At 63.5% G+C, this 20,050-nt stretch carries 19 protein-coding genes; 7 read left to right on the top strand and 12 right to left on the bottom strand.

All coding sequences use genetic code 11. The features are described from left to right. Positions 1-49: 49 nt before the first annotated feature. Both V1278_RS34645 and V1278_RS34640 read right to left on the bottom strand, forming a co-directional pair. Positions 50-607 carry an HNH endonuclease gene (locus V1278_RS34645; protein WP_057842830.1) on the bottom strand — a complete coding sequence of 186 codons (558 nt, stop codon included), beginning with the start codon at positions 605-607 and terminating at the stop codon, positions 50-52. A gap of 244 nt (positions 608-851) precedes the next feature. Further along, positions 852-1,277, bottom strand: coding sequence for a YybH family protein (locus tag V1278_RS34640; RefSeq protein ID WP_334366495.1), 426 nt, complete (start codon positions 1,275-1,277; stop codon positions 852-854). 226 nt (positions 1,278-1,503) lie between these two features. Here V1278_RS34640 and V1278_RS34635 point away from each other — a divergent pair, with 226 nt between their 5' ends. Next, positions 1,504-2,406 (top strand): LysR family transcriptional regulator, encoded by a 903-nt coding sequence (locus tag V1278_RS34635; protein WP_334383795.1) that lies wholly within the window; start codon positions 1,504-1,506, stop codon positions 2,404-2,406. Between the two features lie 347 nt (positions 2,407-2,753). Here the strand turns inward: V1278_RS34635 and V1278_RS34630 are convergent, their stop codons facing one another. The 3 genes from V1278_RS34630 to V1278_RS34620 all read right to left on the bottom strand — a co-directional run bounded on the left by V1278_RS34630 (position 2,754) and on the right by V1278_RS34620 (position 5,959). Beyond that, positions 2,754-3,722 (bottom strand): peptidyl-alpha-hydroxyglycine alpha-amidating lyase family protein, encoded by a 969-nt coding sequence (locus tag V1278_RS34630; protein ID WP_334383794.1) that lies wholly within the window; start codon positions 3,720-3,722, stop codon positions 2,754-2,756. A 195-nt stretch (positions 3,723-3,917) separates the two neighbouring features. Further along, entirely contained in the window at positions 3,918-4,598 is a 681-nt protein-coding gene (locus V1278_RS34625) for a response regulator transcription factor (protein WP_334366498.1), read from the bottom strand. A gap of 2 nt (positions 4,599-4,600) precedes the next feature. Next, positions 4,601-5,959, bottom strand: coding sequence for a sensor histidine kinase (locus V1278_RS34620; RefSeq protein WP_334383793.1), 1,359 nt, complete (start codon positions 5,957-5,959; stop codon positions 4,601-4,603). Positions 5,960-6,170: 211 nt separating this feature from the next. On the opposite strand from V1278_RS34620, the gene V1278_RS34615 reads away from it, so the two are divergent. Then, complete coding sequence (locus tag V1278_RS34615; RefSeq protein ID WP_334383792.1) at positions 6,171-7,160, top strand: DUF2380 domain-containing protein; 990 nt, start codon at positions 6,171-6,173, stop codon at positions 7,158-7,160. Here the strand turns inward: V1278_RS34615 and V1278_RS34610 are convergent. The 5 genes from V1278_RS34610 to V1278_RS34590 form a co-directional block, all read right to left on the bottom strand. After that, positions 7,120-8,886 (bottom strand): flavin-containing monooxygenase, encoded by a 1,767-nt coding sequence (locus tag V1278_RS34610; protein WP_334383791.1) that lies wholly within the window; start codon positions 8,884-8,886, stop codon positions 7,120-7,122. The two genes, V1278_RS34615 and V1278_RS34610, sit on opposite strands and share 41 nt — an antisense overlap. Positions 8,887-8,982: 96 nt before the next feature. Next, complete coding sequence (locus V1278_RS34605) at positions 8,983-10,080, bottom strand: DUF2855 family protein (RefSeq protein ID WP_334383790.1); 1,098 nt, start codon at positions 10,078-10,080, stop codon at positions 8,983-8,985. Positions 10,081-10,299: 219 nt separating this feature from the next. Beyond that, positions 10,300-11,832 carry an acyl-CoA synthetase gene (locus V1278_RS34600; protein ID WP_334383789.1) on the bottom strand — a complete coding sequence of 511 codons (1,533 nt, stop codon included), beginning with the start codon at positions 11,830-11,832 and terminating at the stop codon, positions 10,300-10,302. A gap of 33 nt (positions 11,833-11,865) precedes the next feature. Further along, the gene (locus V1278_RS34595; RefSeq protein ID WP_334383788.1) at positions 11,866-13,053 is read right to left on the bottom strand and encodes an ABC transporter substrate-binding protein; all 1,188 of its coding nucleotides are present in this window, start codon (positions 13,051-13,053) and stop codon (positions 11,866-11,868) included. A 54-nt stretch (positions 13,054-13,107) separates the two neighbouring features. After that, entirely contained in the window at positions 13,108-14,082 is a 975-nt protein-coding gene (locus tag V1278_RS34590; protein ID WP_334383787.1) for an NAD(P)H-dependent flavin oxidoreductase, read from the bottom strand. Positions 14,083-14,291: 209 nt separating this feature from the next. Here V1278_RS34590 and V1278_RS34585 point away from each other — a divergent pair, with 209 nt between their 5' ends. Next, a complete protein-coding gene (locus V1278_RS34585) occupies positions 14,292-15,179 on the top strand; it encodes a LysR family transcriptional regulator (RefSeq protein WP_334383786.1) in 888 nt (295 codons plus the stop codon). Here the strand turns inward: V1278_RS34585 and V1278_RS34580 are convergent. Next, a complete protein-coding gene (locus V1278_RS34580; RefSeq protein ID WP_334369145.1) occupies positions 15,136-15,828 on the bottom strand; it encodes a DNA-3-methyladenine glycosylase family protein in 693 nt (230 codons plus the stop codon). The two genes, V1278_RS34585 and V1278_RS34580, sit on opposite strands and share 44 nt — an antisense overlap. A 185-nt stretch (positions 15,829-16,013) precedes the next feature. On the opposite strand from V1278_RS34580, the gene gluQRS reads away from it, so the two are divergent. Together gluQRS and V1278_RS34570 are read left to right on the top strand one after the other, a co-directional pair. After that, positions 16,014-16,916, top strand: coding sequence for a tRNA glutamyl-Q(34) synthetase GluQRS (gene gluQRS, locus V1278_RS34575; RefSeq protein ID WP_334383785.1), 903 nt, complete (start codon positions 16,014-16,016; stop codon positions 16,914-16,916). A 64-nt stretch (positions 16,917-16,980) separates the two neighbouring features. Further along, entirely contained in the window at positions 16,981-18,237 is a 1,257-nt protein-coding gene (locus tag V1278_RS34570; protein ID WP_334383784.1) for an ATP-binding protein, read from the top strand. On the opposite strand, the gene V1278_RS34565 is transcribed toward V1278_RS34570, so the two are convergent. Next, positions 18,161-19,054, bottom strand: coding sequence for a YihY/virulence factor BrkB family protein (locus V1278_RS34565; RefSeq protein WP_334366509.1), 894 nt, complete (start codon positions 19,052-19,054; stop codon positions 18,161-18,163). The two genes, V1278_RS34570 and V1278_RS34565, sit on opposite strands and share 77 nt — an antisense overlap. Before the next feature lie 146 nt (positions 19,055-19,200). On the opposite strand from V1278_RS34565, the gene V1278_RS34560 reads away from it, so the two are divergent. Continuing rightward, the gene (locus V1278_RS34560) at positions 19,201-19,395 is read left to right on the top strand and encodes a twin transmembrane helix small protein (protein ID WP_334366510.1); all 195 of its coding nucleotides are present in this window, start codon (positions 19,201-19,203) and stop codon (positions 19,393-19,395) included. A gap of 23 nt (positions 19,396-19,418) precedes the next feature. Beyond that, complete coding sequence (locus V1278_RS34555; RefSeq protein WP_334366511.1) at positions 19,419-19,991, top strand: cob(I)yrinic acid a,c-diamide adenosyltransferase; 573 nt, start codon at positions 19,419-19,421, stop codon at positions 19,989-19,991. The last annotated feature ends 59 nt before the right edge of the window (positions 19,992-20,050 follow it).

The raw sequence follows: 20,050 nt of genomic DNA, 5'->3' as shown, positions 1-20,050 counted from the left end.
CGGCGTGCCTCCGATCAGGCGACCATCAACAACAGCCCGCGGCGGTCTGCTACGGATCGAGCTCGGTGTCCCAGTAAAGATAATCCAGCCAGCTATCGTGCAGATAGTTCGGCGGAAATAATCGCCCGTTGCGGTGCAACTGATGCACGGTCGGCGCGAACGGGTGTTGCCGCGGAAACATCTTTGCCTGCTGCGGGGTTAGATTGCCCTTGCGTAAGTTACATGGCGAACAGGCTGCGACGACGTTCTCCCAGGTGGTCTGGCCGCCCTTGCTGCGCGGAATGATGTGATCGAAGGTCAGGTCGTCATGCGCGTTGCAGTACTGGCAGACGAAGCGGTCGCGCAGGAAGACGTTGAAGCGGGTGAAGGCGGGATGCGTGGTCGGCTTGACGAAGGATTTGAGCGACACCACGCTGGGAAGCTGGATCTCGAAGCTCGGGCTGTGCACCGCGCGGTCGTAGTGCTCGACGATGTTGACGCGATCGAGAAACACCGCCTTGATCGCGTCCTGCCACGACCAGAGAGACAGCGGGTAATAGCTCAGCGGCCGGAAATCCGCGTTCAGCACCAATACCGGCCAACCGCCCTGCGAGACATGTGCGTTCAAGTAACGCTCCTGACCCCCATGTTAGCTGCGAAGCAGCGTGTGCCCTGCATACTACAGGCAGCGTGACGGGATTGTGAAGAGCGTTCCAAGGCTTATCCAGCAGCGGGAACGCGTGATTCTCTGCCGTGACCCTGGAAAAAGCCTCGGTTCCTGACCTCGCCAATGCCGGACATTCGCGGTCAATCCATCGTGATAGGCGGCCCGGGCCGGGCGATTCGCCTCCGGCGTGGGCTGTATGGCGCGACTATTCGGTGTGCGGCGGAGCTTCGACCGCCCAGCTCGGATCGGCACCGAACGGGTGATCCATGAAGAATACCCATGTGCCGTCAGGCATCCTGCGGTGAACCTCCATACCATGGTGATGCACCTCGGTGCGCTTGCCGTTTTCGTCGGTGCCCTTGATCAGCCACTGCGACCGCGTCATCGCGAAGTCGCCGGAAACCGTCGTGTGATGGGTCACGACGTCCATGTGCGGCTTCAATCCGACATAGGCCGCCATCGTCTTGCGGATGCCGTCGGCGCCGCGCGCGACGGTGCTGCCGCCATGGACCTCGTCGACCTGAACGATCGAGGCGTCGGGGTGGTACATCGCTGCCGCGGCGTCAACGTCCTGCGCATTGAACGCGCGTGCCAGCCAGAGATTGCAAAGTTCGGGGGACGGAGCACCCATTTCTTGGACTCCCATGTGTTGAAGGTTGTCGATGCGAGGAGGCCGTGGCCTCACGCTCCGGTGCAAGGCCGGATCGGTGTCACCTGAAGTTCCTCATCTCGCTTCCCGTTGCGGTAGGTAACGTTTGGCGCGGCGGAAAGCACGTTGGAGGTACGCCAGCGTCACTTGCGAAACTGCAAGCGGCGCTTACGTCTGCGCCATGGAGGACTGGAACGAGCCCCAACTCGTGTTGGCGGTGCATCGGGCAAGCAGCCTTACCGGCGCCGCCAAGGCGCTTGAGATCGATCACTCGACCGCGTTTCGGCGCCTGAATGCTCTGGAAACGCGGCTCGGCGTGCGTCTGTTCGAGCGTCTTCCCGGCGGAGCGTATCAAGCGACGCCGGCCGGCGAGCGGATGGCGGCAGCGGCCGAGCGGATGGAAGATGAGGCGCTCGCCATCGACCGCGACATTGCGGGGCGGGATCACCGTCCCTCCGGCCGCCTGCGCGTAACCTCCTCGGAAACGCTGGCGTATCGAAAGCTGACCAGCCATCTTGCCGCGTTCCGGCGAACCCATCCCGGCATCGTCGTCGAGCTCGTGGTCGACAACCGCGTCCTCAATCTCTCGCGCCGCGAGGCTGATATCGCGCTTCGTCCGATGCGGCCGAAGGAAGGCGATCTCTGGGGTCGCAAACTCGCCGACGTCGCGTGGACCGTTTACGGCGCAACCGGCTATCTCAAGGAAAGAGGCGGGGCCGTTTCATCCCCCGAAGACCTCGGCCGTCACGCCCTGATCGGATGGGAAGAAACCGCAGTTGGCATCATGGCGGCCGACTGGCTCAATCGAATGATGCCAGATGATGCCTTCGTCTACCGGACCAACAGCCTCGTCAATCAGTTCATCGCCGCGAAGGCCGGCATCGGTCTCGCGCTGCTTCCTTGCTATCTCGGTGACGACGATCGCGATCTCGCCCGCGCGCTGCCGAATGCGGTGCCGGATCTGGTTGGCGAATTGTGGATCGTGACACATGCTGATCTGAAGAAGACGGCGCGCGTGCGTGCCTTCTTCGATATCGTTGGAGAAGGCCTCGCGCGTGAGCACAGCCTGTTTGACGGGCGAGGCCGGTCCCGCGCCGCCGATCGCCAGTAGCGACGCACGTTGCGGTTCGCGCCCGTCCATAGCCTGATGACTCTTGGTTAGATCGATTTGGCCGCGGACTTGCTTCACCTCTCCCGCTTGCGGGGGAGGCGTAGGCCACCTTCAGTGGCCGTCCTCTGAGACGCCGAGGCAAAGCCTCGGCTATGCCGGAGCGCCGGGTGGGGACTCTCTCCACATGGGGAGTGTCAATTGTGGAGGCACCCCCACCCATAGCCGATGCTACGCATCGGCGTTCTTAAACCAAGGACGGCGGCCGTAGGCCGCCTACGCCTCCCCCGCAAGCGGGAGAGGGGGTGCAATCCCGTCGCGGCTGCAATCCGACCTAATCTCATCATGGTCTAGATCTTCTCCAGCTTCTGCAGGCAGCGCGTCACCCCGACCTCCGGCGGCATCGGTGTGTCCGGAAAGCTGGTCTTCCAGTCGGTGACGCCGACCTCGCCGATATAGATGTCGCCCTTGGAATCCAGTGCGATGCCGTGCGGGGCGAGAAATTTGCCGGCCTCCAGCCCCGGGCCGTTTTCGCCGCCGAGCCGAGCAATGCGCCTGCCTTTCGAATCCACGATCGAAAGCCGTGGACCGAGATTCGGTACCTTGCGGTTGACGGCCATGCCGGGGCCGAGCTCGCCGACGATGAAATTCGGCTGCTTGCCGCCGCAGCAGCACAGTGCGCACGGCCGGTGCAGATAGTTCCACTGCGTCTCGTATTTGCCGTTACCGTCGAACACCTGCACGCGGTGGTTCTCGCGGTCCGCGACATAGACCCAGCCGTCGACGTCGGTGGCGATGTTGTGAACGATGTTGAACTGGCCGGGATCGGTGCCGGGCTCGCCCCAGGTCTTCAGGAGCTTGCCGTCAGGCGAATATTTGTGGACGCAGGCATTGCCGTAGCCGTCGGAGACGTAGATCTCGCCCTGCGGCGACAGCGCCGTATGCGTGCAGCGATGAAACGGCTCGCCGCTCATGAACGGCGCGGGCTTGTTCGGGATGCCGATGGTCAGCAGCACCTTGCCGTCGGGGGAGCACTTGCGCACGGTGTGGTCGCCGTCGTCAGTGCAATAGAGATTGTCGTCGGCGTCGATGTGCAGGCCATGCGCGCGGTTGAACAGGCCTTCGCCCCAGCTCTTGATGAAATTCCCCTCGCGGTCCAGCACCACCATCGGATGGGCGCCGCGGTTGAAGACGTAGATGCGGTCCTTGCTGTCGACGGCGACCGAGGCGACGTCGGTCAGACTCCAGCCATCGGGCAGTTTCGCCCAGTTTTCGACGACGCGGTAACGGTGCTCGCCCGAGCCGAGAATGGCCGACATGCGCTTCTCCCCAATCCGATATTTTTGTTGGCCGGGAGTGTTGCAGAGACCTGCCCGAAGCACGAGGGGGATTTGCGCATGGCACGTTTCTTCCAGACTAGAGCCCGGTTCTGATCGAATCAGAACCGGGCTCCAGATTCTTGTTTTGACGCGTTTTCTTGACGCGAACCGGTGTCCACTTCGCTGGAAAACGCTCTAGCTTCCCATATCCTCCGCCGCGATGATCCGCTGGCGAAGCGCCAGGCGCACCAATTCGATGTCGGAGGCGACGCCGAGCTTGGCGCGGATCTGATAGCGCGTGTTGGCCGCGGTCTTCACGCTGATATGCAGCGTGTTTGCGATCTCATCCACGGACTTCTCCGCCAGCAGCATGCGCAGGATTTCGAATTCGCGTGGGCTCAGTGCGTCGACTGCCGAAGGCTCGTCGGCGAGCCGGTTGATGGCGAGTTCGTGGTCGATGTCGGGGCTGAGCGCGATGCGTCCGGCCATGACCTCGGCGATCGCGCGCAGCAGCGCGTCGGGCGGATTGCTTTTTGTGACAAAGCCACGTGCGCCCGCCTTGATCGCCTGGACCGCATAGGCCGCGCTCTGGTGCATCGTGAAGACCAGGATGCGCGCCGACTTGTCCCATTGCCGGATGCGCCTGATAGCCTCGACCCCGCCAATTCCCGGCATCGACAGGTCCATGATGACGAGGTCGGGCCTGGCTTCCTTGTAGACGCGATAGGCGTCGGCCCCATTGTCGGCTTCAGCGACGACTTGCAGGCGATCCTGCTTCTGCAGCAGCGAGCGATAGCCCTCGCGCACGATGGCATGGTCGTCCACCAGCATCACGCGCGTGCGGCCTGCGGTGTCCGCCAAATCTAAGGCTGCCATCTCTAAGACTCCACCCGCATCGTGGGAATGCGCGCGACAAGTCGGGCACCGCCCGCCTCTTGCCGCTCGAATTGCAAGGACCCTCCGAGCGAAACCACGCGCTCTTGCATGCCGAGAAGTCCCATGCCGGCTTTCGGCTTCAGGTTGGGGCTGGCCGCTTCGCCGTCGTCCTCGACGGTCAGGACGATCTCGGCGTCTCCGGCCTCGAGACGCAATTGCACGCACCTAGCCTGTGCATGCTTTGCTGCGTTGGTGATCGCTTCTTGCGCGATGCGATAAAGACTGGCGCTGACACCGGGCGGCAAATCGTCGGCCTTGCCACTGACGGCAATCTCGAATCGGGTGCGGCCCTTCTCAAAGCCATTCCAGCTCGCGACTAGGCTTTCGAGGCTGAGGGTGAGGCCGAGTTCCTCGACGTCGGGCGGCCGCAGACGCACCAGCGCGCCGCGCAAGGTTTCCATCATATGCGCCGTCGTACGCGAGATGCCCCGGCATTCCTCGTACAGTGGCGGGCATTGGCGCTCCGCGGTGTGAGCGGCGGCGGCAGCCTGCGCCGCGATGGCGGAAAGCGACTGGCCGAATTCATCGTGCAGCTCGCGCGCAAGATGGCGCCGCTCCTCGTCCTGCACTTCGATCAGTTTTCGCGTCAAGGCGTTGCGTTCGGCAAGCGTTGCCTGCAGCCGCTGTGCAAGGGTGTTGAAGACGCCGGAAATTGCCGACAATTCCGCAAGGTCGAAACGCGGCAGGCGCGCGGAAAGATCGTTCGCAGCCAGTTGCCGCAGTCCCGTGGCAATGGCCTGGGTCGGCCGCAGCGCCCGCGCCAGCGCTGCATAGACCGCAACACAAAGCCCGGCCAGCGCAAAAGCCATGATGGAGAGCAGCCGGCTCACCTCGCGCCAGCTCTGGCCGATCTGCGTCGCGGGGTCGAAGGTTGCGACCGCCATGCCCCGAGCGCTGCCGGCAACGAGGACCGGCATCGAGACCGGTTCACCCGGACGAAAGACGGTGCGATAGAGGGAGGCGAAGCTTTCGGGCGCGGCCATTTCGTCTGCGGGCGCTCCACTGCAGACCCCTTGCCGAAACGCGCCGGTATTGTCGCGGTAGGCAATGCAAAGGCCCGGCTCCATCAGCGCCGCGATTCCCTGCAAATCCGGCGTTGCGTTGATGGAGACGGAGAGCCATTGCGCCTGCGATTGCTGCAACGAGAGATCCCGGGCCACGATCTCGGCGATTCGGCTCGCTTTGGCCTTCGCGGCACGGTCGCTGTCGAACAAGGCGTAGGCCGCGACGGCGACGAAGCAAACTGCCGCCAGCGCCGCGACGCGTAACGCCAGCCGCAGCTTCAGATCGATGGCGGGCATAGGCCTCGCCACGGAGTTGGATGCCTGTCGCAAGCTCCCTCCCATAGGCTTAGACTATAGAAGCAAATTTCCCCGGGAAGAAAGCGGGGCAAGCCAAGATCGGGTATTTCACCCGGCCGATGCAGGGAAAGCTGCCGTTTCGGCGGGGCAGCAGATCGGGCGAAATCGCGGCGGGTAAGGCAGCTCCGCGTTAGCAGTTCCGAGGTGATCCATGCGCTCCATCGCCACTATCCTCGCTCCGGCCATTGTGCTGGCCACGCTCGCGACGGCTGAGGCCGCTGAAACACCCGCGCCGCCTCCGATCAAAATTGCAGTCTTTCCCTTCGAACTGGAGGATTTCAGTGCCGGGGCCGCCTACGTCCCTCCTGATGACATCGATCGCGAGCAATTGCGGCTTTCGACGGAGGAAGCGCGCCGGCTGATCGCGGCGTCCGGGCGCTACAAAATCGTCGATGTCAGCGCGGCGAACGACCCAGCGGCGAACGCAGGCAGGTTGCGGAATTGCGAGGGCTGCGAAGCCAGGATCGCCGCCGGCCTCGGTGCAGATCAGTCGATGATCGGGATCGTCACGCGTATCACCCGAACGGAATACGCGGTCACCTTCAAGATACGGGACGCCAGATCCGGGGCGATGGTCGCGGTCGAACAGACGGATTTGCGCATGGGCGCCAATGTGGCCTGGAGCCGCGGGGCGCGGTGGCTGATCCAGAACCGTCTGCTGGATCGGGCGCAGGACAAGCCGCTCATCTTCGCAGTCGCCGAAATCGAATATATCGACACCTCGGGCGAGGTCATCGATCAAAGCGCCGACCATTTGCGGCGCCGGCGCACCTTCGAAGCCTCGCTACGTACCGATCTGGCGGCGAGCGGAAAGCTGCGAAGCGCCGATCTCGATTGTCCGGCAAACGCCTGTTCGGTCGGCGATCTCACCGTCGCTCAGTTGCTCGGCAAGGCGCAGGCGGCCGGCGCCGACCTTCTCCTGATCGGCAGCGTTCAAAAGATGAGCACGCTCGTGCAATGGGCGAAATTCGACATCATCGACGTGAAGGCGCGGAAGGTGGTATTCGAACGCCTCGTCAGCTTTCGCGGCGACAACGACGAAGCCTGGCGTCGCGCGGCAGCCTTCATCATCAGGCAAATCAGCGATCGCGAGGCGGAACTCACGCGCCTCGCGGCAACAGCCCTTCCTCGATCGCCTTGATCTGCAGCGCCAGATGTTTTGAGCCGATGCGGCATTGCGCGAGGCCGCCGGCGATGAACCACAGGCCGGGCTGACCGGTCCGCCTGTACATGTTGCGCAGTTCCTGCTGCTCGCCAAATCCCCAGATCGTGCCGACGCGCTTTTCCACCGCCTCGCCGAACAGTTTTCGCACCAGCTCTTCCTGGCGCTTGTAGCCAGTCGCCAGCACCAGGAGATCGGCGGCGATGGTCTCGCCCTTCTTCATTTTCGCGCCTGCGGCCGTGAATGTGTCGAGATCGGCAAATTGCTTCAGCGCGATATCGCCTTTGATGATCAGGTCGGAGCAGCCGACGTTGAAATAATAGCCGCCGCCGCGGGTGAGATATTTGAACTGCCAGCCGGTATTGTCCTCGCCGAAATCGAGCTTGAAGCCGACGCGTTCCAGCCCTTCGAGCAGTTCCGTGTCGAGCGCCTTGGATTTCTCCGCGGTGATCGCATGGCTCTTGCGTGCCAGTTTGAGCGGCATCGAGGTCACGATCAGGTCGTTATCCTCTAGCGTGCCTTCATTGTAAGGCGCGTAGACCAGTTGCGCCGATGGCTCGATGCTGACGACCAGCGTGGAGGAGCGCTGGAACAGCGTGACTTTTACGCCGCTGGAATGCAGGTCCTGCGCGATATCGTGGCCGCTGTTGCCGGTGCCGATCACGATGGCGCGCTTGCCCCTCCAATTCTCACCGTCGTCATACTGGCTGGAATGCATCACCTTGCCGGCGAAATCCTTCAATCCCGGAATGTCAGGCACGCTCGGAATGCCGCTGACGCCGGTCGCCAGCACGACATGGTGTGGATGCATGCTGCGCTTAGCTCCGTCGGCGCAGCGCAGCGTCACCGTCCAGCGACCTTCCGTCTCGTCGTAGCTGCCGCCCTCGAACTCGGTCTCGGTCCAAAAATTCAGCTCCATGGCCTCGACATAGGCTTCGAACCAGTTGGCCAGCTTGTCCTTCGGAATATAGGTCGGCCAGTTCGGCGGGAAGGGCATGTAGGGCAGGTGATTGACCTGCACCTGGTTGTGCAGCGTCAGCGCATGATAGCGCTTGCGCCAATTGTCGCCGATGCGCTTTTCGCGATCGACGATCAGCGTATCGACATTCAACTGCTTCAGCCGCGCGGCGATGGACAGCCCGGATTGCCCGCCTCCGATGACCAGCACGGTGGGATCATGATCCGAATATCCGGCTGAGGCCTTGCGCAGGTCGAGCCAGTTCGGCCCGCGAAAGTCCCGCGAATAGGCGTTGCCGCGCGGGCGATTCACGCCGAGCTGTTCCTCAAGGCCTTTCAACTCGCCAAGCTCGGTCAGCAGCGTCCAGGCCTTCAGGCGGTTGCCATCGTCCGCATCTGATATCAGGCGGATGATGCCGTTGCCGCGCCCGACCCTGGTTTCGAACTTGAAGATCGCCTCGATTGCGCTGGTGCCGGCGCGCATCACCTTGCGCGGCGCAGCGCGACCGGGGGCGATCGCGAAGCCGCAGGGCTCAGCGCCACGGGCCAGCGGCGGCAGCGCCTTCAGGATGGTGTCCCTGCCGTTCAGGGTCTGGATGTTCCAGCTCAGTGCCAGCACGTCGCGCCAATAGCTGTCGGGATGGAACAACGCTTTCAACAGAGCGTCATCGGGTTTCCCGAGCGCTTCCTCGAATTGCGCAAGCCAAGTGTCGGCGGCAACCGAACTGTCGTCCGTTCTGTCGAGCATGGGCGTTTCCCATCACCGGCCGTCTTCGCGGCGTTTTCCTGTGGGCGAGCCTATACCTATTCCGGACGGCGCAGGAAGGGCGCAAGGAGATGCCGCCTATTCCGAGAGCGACAGGATCAGCCCCTGATCCGGCGGCACGCGGCCGTTGAGGGTGTCGAGATAGGCGCGTTGAACCGCCGCGGGCCCATGGTTCTCGGTCACCTTCATCCAACGTTCCAGGTTCGGGACGAAGCCGGACCATGCGGCGCCGAACCGGATGTCGACGCCGCCCGGTCCCCACTCCTTGGCGCGCTTGCGGATGTAGTCCGGCACGAAGAAGAATTGCGGCTTGGCGCCGGGTAGTGCCTGTGCCGAATCCGCGGGCGACGACTTGCGATGCGTCAGCCCAACGATTCCGCTGTATTTCATTTGGTCGCCGAAGTGCTGGTGCAGCGTTGCACGTAATGGAGTATTGCCGGCCATGTCGACATAGGCGACCGCAGAGTTCGTCGGCAGCGAGCTTACGTCCTCATAGGTCACGACCTCGTCGTAACAGCCGAGCGATTTGACGAAGGTCGTGTTGCCCGGCGAGGTCAAGCCGATCGTCTTGATGCCGTTGTCTCTCGCATGCAGGAGGTGCGCGAGCCCGTAGGCGGTCTTGCTGGAAGCCGACGACAGCACTACGCCTTTTGCGCCATAAAACTCGTTCTCGGCGAGAAAGTCATCAACCAGGAACGAGAGCATGAACAAGGGGCGCAGCAGCGCCTGATAGTCGCCCTGCCTGCCTGCGAAGGAGGGATCGCCGCTGACGCGCGCATAGGCATTATAGACCGGCGCCACGCCCTGCCGGTGCGCGGCGGCATCGCGCAAGGCTCGCTTGGAGACGTCGGCAGCCTCGATGACGAGATGCGTCGACATCGGGAAGTAGCCGAACAGTATTTCGCCTGCGGCAATGCCGGCATGCTTCGAGGCGATCACCTCGCCAAACCCCCATACCGGAACGTTGCCGAAACCTTCGGGCGCCGAAAACAACTGCCAATATTTTAGATGATCGCCCAGCACGGCATAAGTGATGTTGTTGGCGGTGAGGGCGAAGCGCGTCACCTTTACCAGTAGCGTCTCGTCAGGCAGCGCGGCCGCGTCGGGCAGTTGCGTCTCGATGGTCTTGCATTGCTGCAGATCGTTGCGGGCGACGACGAAGTCGGTGGATGGCATTGTTTCGATCCCTGCTTCACCTGGCAGCGATCTTCGCGCCGTCTAATGACCGTTTTGCAACAGCAATGATGTTTAAAACGCTGTTCGGATTTGGTTGCAGGAAGGCTATCCTCGTCATTGCGAGGAGCGGAGCGACGAAGCAATCCATCTATCCCCGCGGGGATAGATGGATTGCTTCGCTTCGCTCGCAATGACGTGGAGGGAGCGGAGGGTTAGCCCTCACCCAATCGCCCGCAGCTTACCCTCGGCATATAGATCGCGCAGCTTGCGCTTAAAAATCTTGCCGGTGGCTTCGCGCGGCATGGCGTCCATGAACTGGATGTCTTTGGGCACCTTGAAATTGGCGAGACGTCCGCGCAAAAATTCCTGCACGGCGGCCGGGGACAGCGCCGCATCCGCTTCCGGCTCGATGCACGCAAAAAGCCGCTCGCCGAATTCGTCGTCGGGAACGCCGAACACCGCGCAGTCGCGCACGCCGTCCATGCCGATCAGCGCGTTCTCGATCTCGGCGGGATAGATGTTGACGCCGCCCGAGATCACCATGTCGCGCTTGCGGTCGCACAGGAACAAATAGCCGTCTGCGTCGAGATAGCCGACGTCGCCGACGCTGACGAGGCCGTCGCGGCCGGCCTCGGCGCGGGCCTCGGCCTTGCCGTGATAGTCGAAATCCGGCACGGACATTTGCCGCATGAAGATTTCGCCGGGCTCGCCAACGCCACACGGCTGGCCGTCGGGGCGGAAAATTTTCACGACACCGCCTTCGATGGCGCGGCCGACGGTGCCGGGCTTTGCCAGCGCCTCTTCGGCCGAATGCCACACCGGGATGCCGGTCTCGGTCGAGCCGAAATATTCGTTGATGACCGGTCCCCACCAACCGATCATGGCGCGCTTGACCTGCGGCGGGCAGGGCGCCGCCCCATGCACGACGAAGCGTAGCGACGACAGATCGTAGCGGCGCTTCACCTCATCCGGCAGCCGCAGCAGGCGCACGAACATCGTCGGCACCATGTGCATGTGGGTAACCCGATGACGCTCGATCAGTTGCAGCATGTCCTCGGGATCGAAGCGCGGTTCGAGCACGATTGTGCAGCCGCTGCGGAATGCCAGCATGCCGTAAGAGTTCGGCGCCGAATGGTACATCGGCCCGTTCATCAGGATGACCTGCTCTTCGTTCGGTTTGACGCCATAGGCGATGCCGCCGACCCGCGCCGAAGCCGCAGCCTGTTCCGGCGTCATCGGCTTGCGGCGCACGCCCTTCGGCAGGCCGGTGGTGCCCGAGGTATAGAACATTGGCGCGCTGCCGATCGGCGATTCCTGCGAGGGCGCATGCGTGTCGCGCCAGCGGTCCCAGTCGGTCATGCCGTCGGGGACTTGCATCAGTGCGGGCGCGACGTTGAAGGCGGCCGCGATTTCGGGCGGCGTAGCCACCACCAGGAGCCGCACGTCGGCGGGCAGGCCGTCTCTGATCTGCGGCAGCAGGTCAGCATGGCAGACCAGGATTTTGGCGCCGCTGTCGGCGAGGATGTAGGCGACTTCCTCGGCCTTCAAATGCCAGTTGATCGGCACCACTGGGCTGCCCAGCGCCGCGGCGGCGCTGGAGACTTCGAAGAACGCAAAATCGTTCCGCAGCATCATGCCGACGGGCACGCCGCCACTGACGCCGAGCGCCTTGAAGCCCATTGCCGCCCGCGCGATGCGGGCGTGGATGTCGGGATAGCTGATCTGGCGTTCGCCGCTGATGATCGATGTCAAATTATCCTCCCCGGCCGGCCGAAGCCCTCAGCCCTAGCCATCATCCAGAATTTCGTCGAAGCCGATCCAGCTTTTGCCGTCGAAGCGACGCAGCCTCAATTGCTGGAACGGCAGATAGTCGTCGGCATCGGTCGATACCGTGATGCCCGGCAGCAACAGCGGCAACGGCACCTCGCGCAGCGACGCCGCCTGTTTAATGATGTTCTCGCGGCTGAGATCGCCCTTGCAGGCCATCAGAACTTTCACCATGAGGTTGGCATAATGATAGCCGGCGGCGTAGTTCGAATTGGTCAAATCCGCATTCGGCAGATACTGCTTCATGAAGGCGAAATATTCCTTCACGCCGGGATCATTGGCCCATTGCGCGTCCAGCGTGTCCTTCACGTTGCTGGATGAGATCAGGCCGACGGCGTTCTCCAGGCCAGCCGGTTCCAGGAACGAGATCGATGAGGCTGAGGTCGGCACGAACAACAGCTCAGGCTTCCAGTTGATCTCGGCCACGCCCTTGATCATCTGCGAGGTGAATTTGCCGAGCACGACGCCGAACATCACGTTGGCGCCGGAGGCCTTCAGCGTCGCAAGTTGCGAGCTGATGGTCGGCGCGCTGGTTTCGTAAGTTGCTTCCGACACGATCATGGTCGCGGCCTTGTCTCCCAGGCCGCGCTTGAAGCCGGCGACGTAATCACGGCCGAAATCGTCGTTTTGCGAAAGGATGGCGATTTTGGCGTCAGGCTTGGTCCGCAGGATATGCTTGGCATAGACGACGCCTTCGGACTGGTAGGCCGCCATTCCCGGCATGGTCCAGCGGAAATTCTTCGGATCGGCCCATTTGGTCGCGCCGCTGAGCACGAAGAGTTGCGGCACCTTCTTGCCGTTGAGGTAGCGATGCACCGCGTTGTTGGTGGCGGTCCCGAGCGAACCGAACATCAGCAGCACTTCCTCCTGTTCGACGAGTTTTCGGGTCTGCTCGACCGTCTTGGGCGGCGAGTAGGCGTCGTCGAGGCTGATGAACTTGATCTTGCGGCCGTTGATGCCGCCTTCGGCATTGATCTTCTCGAAATAGGCCTCCTGCGCCCGGCCGATGATGCCGAAGCCGGATGCCGGGCCGCTGTAGGGCAGCGTCTGGCCGATGCGGATCTCGTCTTTGTCGCCCTCGGCGAGAGCGGCAGTAGTTGCCAACACCGCGAATGCGATCGTCACTAAAGGTCGCGACACCCTCATTGTTTCCGTCCCTCTGTTTTGTTTTATTTGATTGGCTGTTGAAACCGGCGCGTCTTAGGCGCGCGCTCGGCTGAGAAAGTCACTGCTTGCGTCGGCGAATTCGCACCTGAGGCGCTCCACCAGTTCGGCGACCGGCGGCGCATCCGCAATCTGGCCGATGCCCTGGCCGGAGCCCCAGATGTCGCGCCACGCCTTGGCCTTGGTGTTGCCGCCGGAGCCGAAATTCATCTTCGACTTGTCGCTTTGCGGCAGATTGGCGGGATCGAGCCCCGCGGCCACGATCGACGGGCCGAGATAATTGCCGTGCACGCCGGTGAACAGGTTGGAATAGACGATGTCATGGGCGGCGTGGTCGATCAGCGCGGCCTTGTAGGCCGGATCGGCATTGGCCTCTCGCGTCGCGATGAAGCGCGTGCCCATGTAGGCCATGTCGGCGCCAAGCGCGAGCGCGGACGCGATACCCCAGCCATCTGAGATCGCACCCGACAGCAGCACGGTGCCCTTGAACCACTGCTTCACTTCGCGCAGCAGCGCGAACGGCGACAGCGTGCCGGCATGGCCGCCGGCGCCGGCGCAGACCAGGATCAGGCCGTCGACGCCGTGCTCGGCCGCTTTCCGCGCATGCTTGACATTGATCACGTCGTGGAACACGACGCCACCATAGGAATGCGCGGCCTGGACGATTTCGATCGGCGGGCGCAGCGAGGTGATGATGACCGGAACCTGGTGCTTCACGCAGGTCTCCATGTCCTTCATCAGCCGGTCGTTGGACGAATGGCAGATCTGGTTGACCGCGTAGGGCGCGACCTTCTTTTCCGGATGCAGCGCCTTGTACTCGCCCAGCTCGTTCTCGATTCGGCTCAGCCATTCGTCGAGCTTTTCGACCGGTCGCGCGTTCAGCGCCGGAAACGAGCCGACGATGCCGGCCTTGCACTGGGCGATGACGAGCTCGGGCCCGGAGACGATGAACAAGGGTGAGCCGACCACCGGCAGTTCGAGCGAATTGGCAAGCGAAGCAGGCAACGGCATTCGGTCTCTCCCTTGCAACGCCAAGCCGGGACTTAAAATCCGGACTGCGTCGATAATGTTGATTGAGAGCGCCGTACCGCGGGCGGAGCCGCCGGCCGGGCGCTGTTGTTGCCGCCACTATAAGGCTGGACGGCAGCCGCCATCCGTTCAATATTGAACATATGTTCATCCAGCTATGAACAGGCCGATCTGAACCGCGGGGAGCACCGATGGACTGGGACCTGTGCAAGACCTTCGTCGCGGTGGCCGAGACCCGCAGCTTCGCGGCGGCCGCGCGCCGCTTGCGCTCCAGTCATCCGACGGTTGGGCGCAAGATCGCCGAACTCGAAGGTCAGCTCGGCATTCCCCTGTTCGCCCGGTCCAACGAAGGTCTTTCGCTGACTTCGCACGGGCAGAAATTTCGCGAGCATGTCGATGCGATGGCCGCGGCGGCGTTGCGCGCCGAAGCCGCGGTATCGGCGACCGGTGCGCAGGCGCGCGGCGTGGTCAAGCTGTCGATCGGTGCCACGCTCGCCTCGCACTGGTTGATGCCGCGGCTCGGGCCGTTCCTGCGCCAGCACGACCATATTCAGCTCGAGATTATCACCCATCCGTATCCGGCGAGCGTCCGCCGCCGCGAGGCCGACGTCGTGCTGCGCCCCGTCGACAGCGGCGAGGAGAATTTGATCGGCCGCAAGATCGGCCGGCTCGGCACCGGCTTTTACGCCTCGCGCGATTATGCCGCACGGCGGCGCCTGCCTGAGCGGCGCGACGAATGGAAGGGCCACAGCGTCATCGGCTTCGCCGACCGGTTGTCGAACGAGCGGCTGGCGCGCTGGAGCGACGCGATCACGCGGCAGGGTTCAATGGTGATGCGCTGCTCCTCGCAAGGCGACATGCTCGCCGCCGCACGCGCCGGTCTTGGAATTTCGACGCTGTCCTGTTTCGTCGCCACCGCCTATCCGGAACTCGTCCGCGTCGCCCCGCAAAAACTCGTCAGCGTGGCCGATCTCTGGCTGCTCGCCCATCCCGATCTCGTCGACCTGCCCGCCGTGCGCGCCGTGATCGATTTCGTCACCGCTTGCGCTCGGGAGGATCGGGTGAGGTTGCGGGGATGAGCTTGTCGGGAAGCACGCCTTCCCGTTTCTTCAGCACGCGATAATAGCTCCACCACAGATGCGCCGCCGCGCCGCGCAGGGGACGCCACGGTTCTGCCAGCGGCGCCATCTGCTTGACGGTCGGGCGCGTTTTCAGGCCAAGCCCGATCTTCACGGCCTCCTGCACCGCGAGGTCGCCGGCCGGCCAGGCGTCGCCATGGCCGAGGCAGAACAGCAAATAGATGTCGGCGGTCCACGGGCCGATGCCGGGCAGCGCGGTCAGCGTGTGATGGGCGGCATCCGCATCCTCTTCCGCCAGCACCTCGAGATTGAGCCGCTCGGCAGCCAGTTCGCGCGCGATGTTCTTCAGCGTCTTGATCTTGGCGGCCGAAAGCCCGAGCCGGCCGAGGCGGTCGGCGCGGGTCTTGCGGATGACCTCGTGATCGAACGGATCGAACGCGGCCGTCAGCCGCGCCCAGATCGCGCCGGCGCTGGCGGTGGACAATTGCTGGCCGCAGACGATTGCAGCTAACCCCGCGAACCCCGGCGCGCGCTGCCGCAGCGCCGGCATGCCTGTGAGATCAAAAATCGGCTTGAGCCTTGGGTCTTGCTTGACCAACGCGTGGACGGCGTCTTCGAGATCGGACTGGCTGTTGAGGTGGATGGTCATTTCGAATGCTGTCAACTCACTGTCATGCGCGGGCTTGCCGGCTCCGCTAAGCTTCGCCGGTCCGACGCTGGTGCGCCCGGCGAAGCATGGGCGTAGCCGGGACGCGCGCATCCAACATATATCGTAAAGGGTTCATGAACGATGGATTGCCGGGGCAAGCCCGGCAATGACAGTGTTGATAACTGATGCCGCCACCCGTTTTCCGATTTGCCCCCAGCCCGAACGGTTACCTCCATCTCGGTCACGCCTATTCGGCGCTCCTGAATTTTGACCTCGCGCGCGAGCGCGGTGGACGGTTTCTGCTGCGGATCGAGGATATCGACGCGACGCGTTGCCGGCCGGAATTCGAGGCGGCGATCTATGAAGACCTCGCCTGGCTCGGGATTTCCTGGGAAACGCCGGTGCGGCGGCAATCGGAGCATTTTGCGCGCTATCGCGAAGCGGTCGAAAAATTGGCAGGCTTAGGCCTGATTTATCCGAGCTTCGAGAGCCGCGCGGAAATCGCCCGTCTGGTCGCGCAACGCGAGGCCGGGGCGCCCTGGCCGCGGGATCCCGACGGGGCGCCGCTCTATCCGGGCGTCGCGAAATCGCTGCCGCCGGACCGGCGCCGCGAGTTGATCTCGCAAGGCGCGCCTTACGCGCTGCGGCTCGACATGCAGGCAGCACTCGCGCGCACGAAGGAACTGGCCTGGCAGGAGGAGGGTGCAGGGCCCGGTGGCGAGACCGGCGTCGTCGCCGCGCGCCCTGAAGCGTGGGGCGACGTCATCCTGGCGCGCAAGGAGACGCCGACCAGCTATCATCTCTCGGTCGTGATCGACGACGCCCTGCAGGGCGTGACCGACGTGGTAAGGGGCAGGGACCTGTTCTGGTCGACGAGCGTCCACCTGCTGTTGCAACAGTTGCTCGGTATCCCGCAACCGGTGTATCGGCATCACCGCCTCATCGAGGATGCGTCGGGACTCAAGCTGTCGAAATCGACGCAAGCCACGGCCTTGCGCGAATTGCGAGGGCAAGGTGTCACCCCTGCGGGTATTCGCAGTCTCGTCGGCTTGTCCAGCGATTCCTGTAGTACTACTGCCGGTTGTTGAAAACGTCTCCGTGACACCAGCCGCCATCGCGTGTCATGCTGGTCGCGGCAGAGGAAGGGGGACCATGGCGGCAAAGCGGCGCTCACCAGGCACCACGGGAACAGTCAAGAAGCGGCGAGCGAAAAAGCGCGTATCCGGCGCCGCGGTCAAAAAACGCGGCACGCGCAAGTCCGCCATCGCTGCGCCCGGCATGGTCGAGACCGCACTGGCGGCCTTTGCTCACGAGGTCCGCACGCCGCTGACCGGCATTCTCGCGATCAGCAATCTGCTCGCGACCTCGGACCTCGACGAACGCGAACGGCGCTGGGTCGACACCATCAAGGCGGGCGCGGAACATCTGGCGAGCCTTGCGACCCTGTTCGTCGACGCCGCGCGCAGCGGCGGTCCGGGCCTCGAGGTGCGGCAGGACTTCTTCGACCTGCAGACGCTTGCCCGCAATGCCGGCGATTCGCTGACCGGGCGCGCCGCGGCCAAGGGCCTGCAGTCGTCGGTCGATATTTCCGAAAAGCTTCCAGGGTTTGCGATCGGCGATCCCGTCCGCCTGCGCGCCGCACTGGAGAACCTGATCGACAATGCGGTAAAATTCACTGAACAGGGCAGCGTTGGGCTGCAGGTCACGCCTGTGCGGGGTCCGAAGGGCAAGGTCGCTGTTTCATTCGCGATCTCCGACAGCGGGATCGGCCTTGCGCTGAGCGAAATCAAGCGCCTGTTCCGGCCGTTCTCGCAGGCCAATGCCTCCATTGCATCGCGCTTCGGCGGCGCCGGGCTCGGGTTGTCGTCGGTCAAGCAACTGGCGCGTGCCATGGGCGGCGACATCACCGTGACGCAACGCCGCGGCGGCGGCACCACCTTTACCCTCAACGTCGTAATGTCGCCCGCAAAGGACGTCGTGACGGCGGCGCCCGGTGCCGATGGCGAGGTATCGATCAGTTCGCCTCGGCCATTGCGCCTGCTCAGCGTCGAGGACAATCCGTTCGGCCGTGTCGTGCTCAACACGATCCTGACCGAACTCGGTCATCAGACCGACTTCATCGGCCAGGGCGAGGCGGCGCCCGAGCGGCTCGCGCAAGGCGCATTCGATGCGGTGTTGATGGACATGGTCCTGCCGGGAATCGACGGGGTCGAGGCGATCAGACGCATTCGCGCGCTGGAGCCGCCGCTCGGGCGCATTCCGATCATCGGCATATCAGGCCGCAGCGAGGACGAGGCGGCGTCGCGCGCCGCCGGCGCCGAGATCTTTCTGGTCAAGCCTGTGAGCCCGCGCGCCCTGGCGACTGCGCTGCATGCAGCGACATCCCCTTCGGCAGTTGCGACTTCATGATGGCTGCGTTCAGTTCGCCGCCGAAGACGAAAATCGCCGAAATGAAATACAGAAACACCAGCGCGATGATGACCGAGGCAAGCCCCGCATACATCGTCACGTAATTGCTGGCGAAGCGCGCCAGATACTGGCCGAACACGACGCCCGAGATCAGCGATCCCACCATCGTAAAGACGATGCCCGGAAGGATCTGCAGAAAACTCCGCCGGCCGCAGGGCAGCCAGGCATGCAGCACAAACAGCGCCACTGTCATCGCCGTGATCGTGATGCCATAGCGGGCGAAGGTGAGAAGGCTTTCGTTGGACTCGACGAAGAACGGAATGTGGCGGCGCGCCGTCTCCAGGATCAGCGGACCGAGCACGATCAGGAACGCCATCAACAGCGACGTGACGGCGGCGACCAGCGTATAGCCGATCGATTCCAGCCGCAGCCAGTACCACGCCCGCGGCTCGACCACCGAATAGGCGCGGTTCAGCGCGACCCGCAGCGCCTCGACGCCGTTGGAGGCGAAATAGACCGCCAGCACCGCACCGACGGTCAGGATGTCGCCGCGCGTCGTCGTCAGCACGTCGTGGATTTCGCCTGACAGCGCGTCGGCGACCTGTTGCGGCCAGGTTTGCAGCAACAGTCCGACGGCCCCATCGGCCAGTTCCTTGGAGCCGAAAAAGCCAGCCAGCGACGTCAGCACGATCAGGAACGGAAATAGCGCCATCAACGTCGACAGCGCGATGTGGCTCGCGATCGCCCAGCCGTCATCGGCGAGGAACGTATAAAACGCCTCCATGACGACGAGGTAGACGTAGCGAATGAGCTTCACATCTCACCTCGATCGGGGTATCGCGGTCCGGTCCTAAAGCCGGGGCTAGCATCTGATATTATTGGGTTAAAAGCCAGATCGTCGAGCAATAGTGCGAGAGTTGTGATCGTGTGGAAGTCAGCGCCTCGCGGTGTTATGTACCGCCGATGATATCCTTTCTGAGTTCGATCGTCCTCCCCATCGCGCTTGCGGCCGTGGCTATCGTGCTGTTGCTCGGCCTCGTCAACATGATGCGGGGCGGCTCGCCGAACCGCTCGCAGAGCCTGATGCGGCTTCGGGTGCTGCTGCAGTTCATCGCCATCGTCATCACCATGGTCGTGGTGTGGGCGTTGGGTAGATAAGGATCAGGAAAGGGGAAGCGGCCATGGTCGTGCTCAACCGCATCTATACGAAGACCGGCGACGACGGCACCACGGCGCTCGGCAGCGGCGAACGCCGCCCGAAATACGATCTGCGCATTAGCGCCTACGGCACCGTAGATGAGACCAATGCCGCTATCGGCGTGGTGAGGCTGCATCTCGGCGATGCCCGCGAACTCGATGCAATGCTCGGCCGGATCCAGAACGATTTGTTCGATCTCGGCGCCGACCTTGCGGTGCCCCAGCGCGACGGCAAGGCCGAGCGGCTCCGGATGCTGTCGAGCCAGGTCGAGCGGCTCGAGCGCGACATCGATGCGCTGAACGATCATCTCGCGCCGCTGACCTCGTTCGTGTTGCCCGGCGGTACCCCCGCTGCCGCATACCTGCACCTCGCCCGTACCATATGCCGCAGGGCGGAACGGGTCATGGTGGAACTCGCCGCGCGGCCCGAGGAGCCGGTGAGCGCGGCTGCCATTCAGTATATGAACCGCCTGTCCGATTTCCTGTTCGTGGCCAGCCGCGCCATGAACGATAATGGGGCCGGAGACGTGTTGTGGGTGCCGGGTCAGAACCGTTAAGGTAGGCCTTGAAGGTAGGGCCTTCGGGGGCCGATTTTTGGCTTTCGCGCGTTGACCGC

It is taken from the genome of Bradyrhizobium sp. AZCC 1577 (genome assembly GCF_036924575.1).
In the GTDB taxonomy this organism is placed as follows: Bacteria; Pseudomonadota; Alphaproteobacteria; order Rhizobiales; family Xanthobacteraceae; genus Bradyrhizobium.
This window is presented reverse-complemented; position numbering and strand designations above follow the sequence as displayed.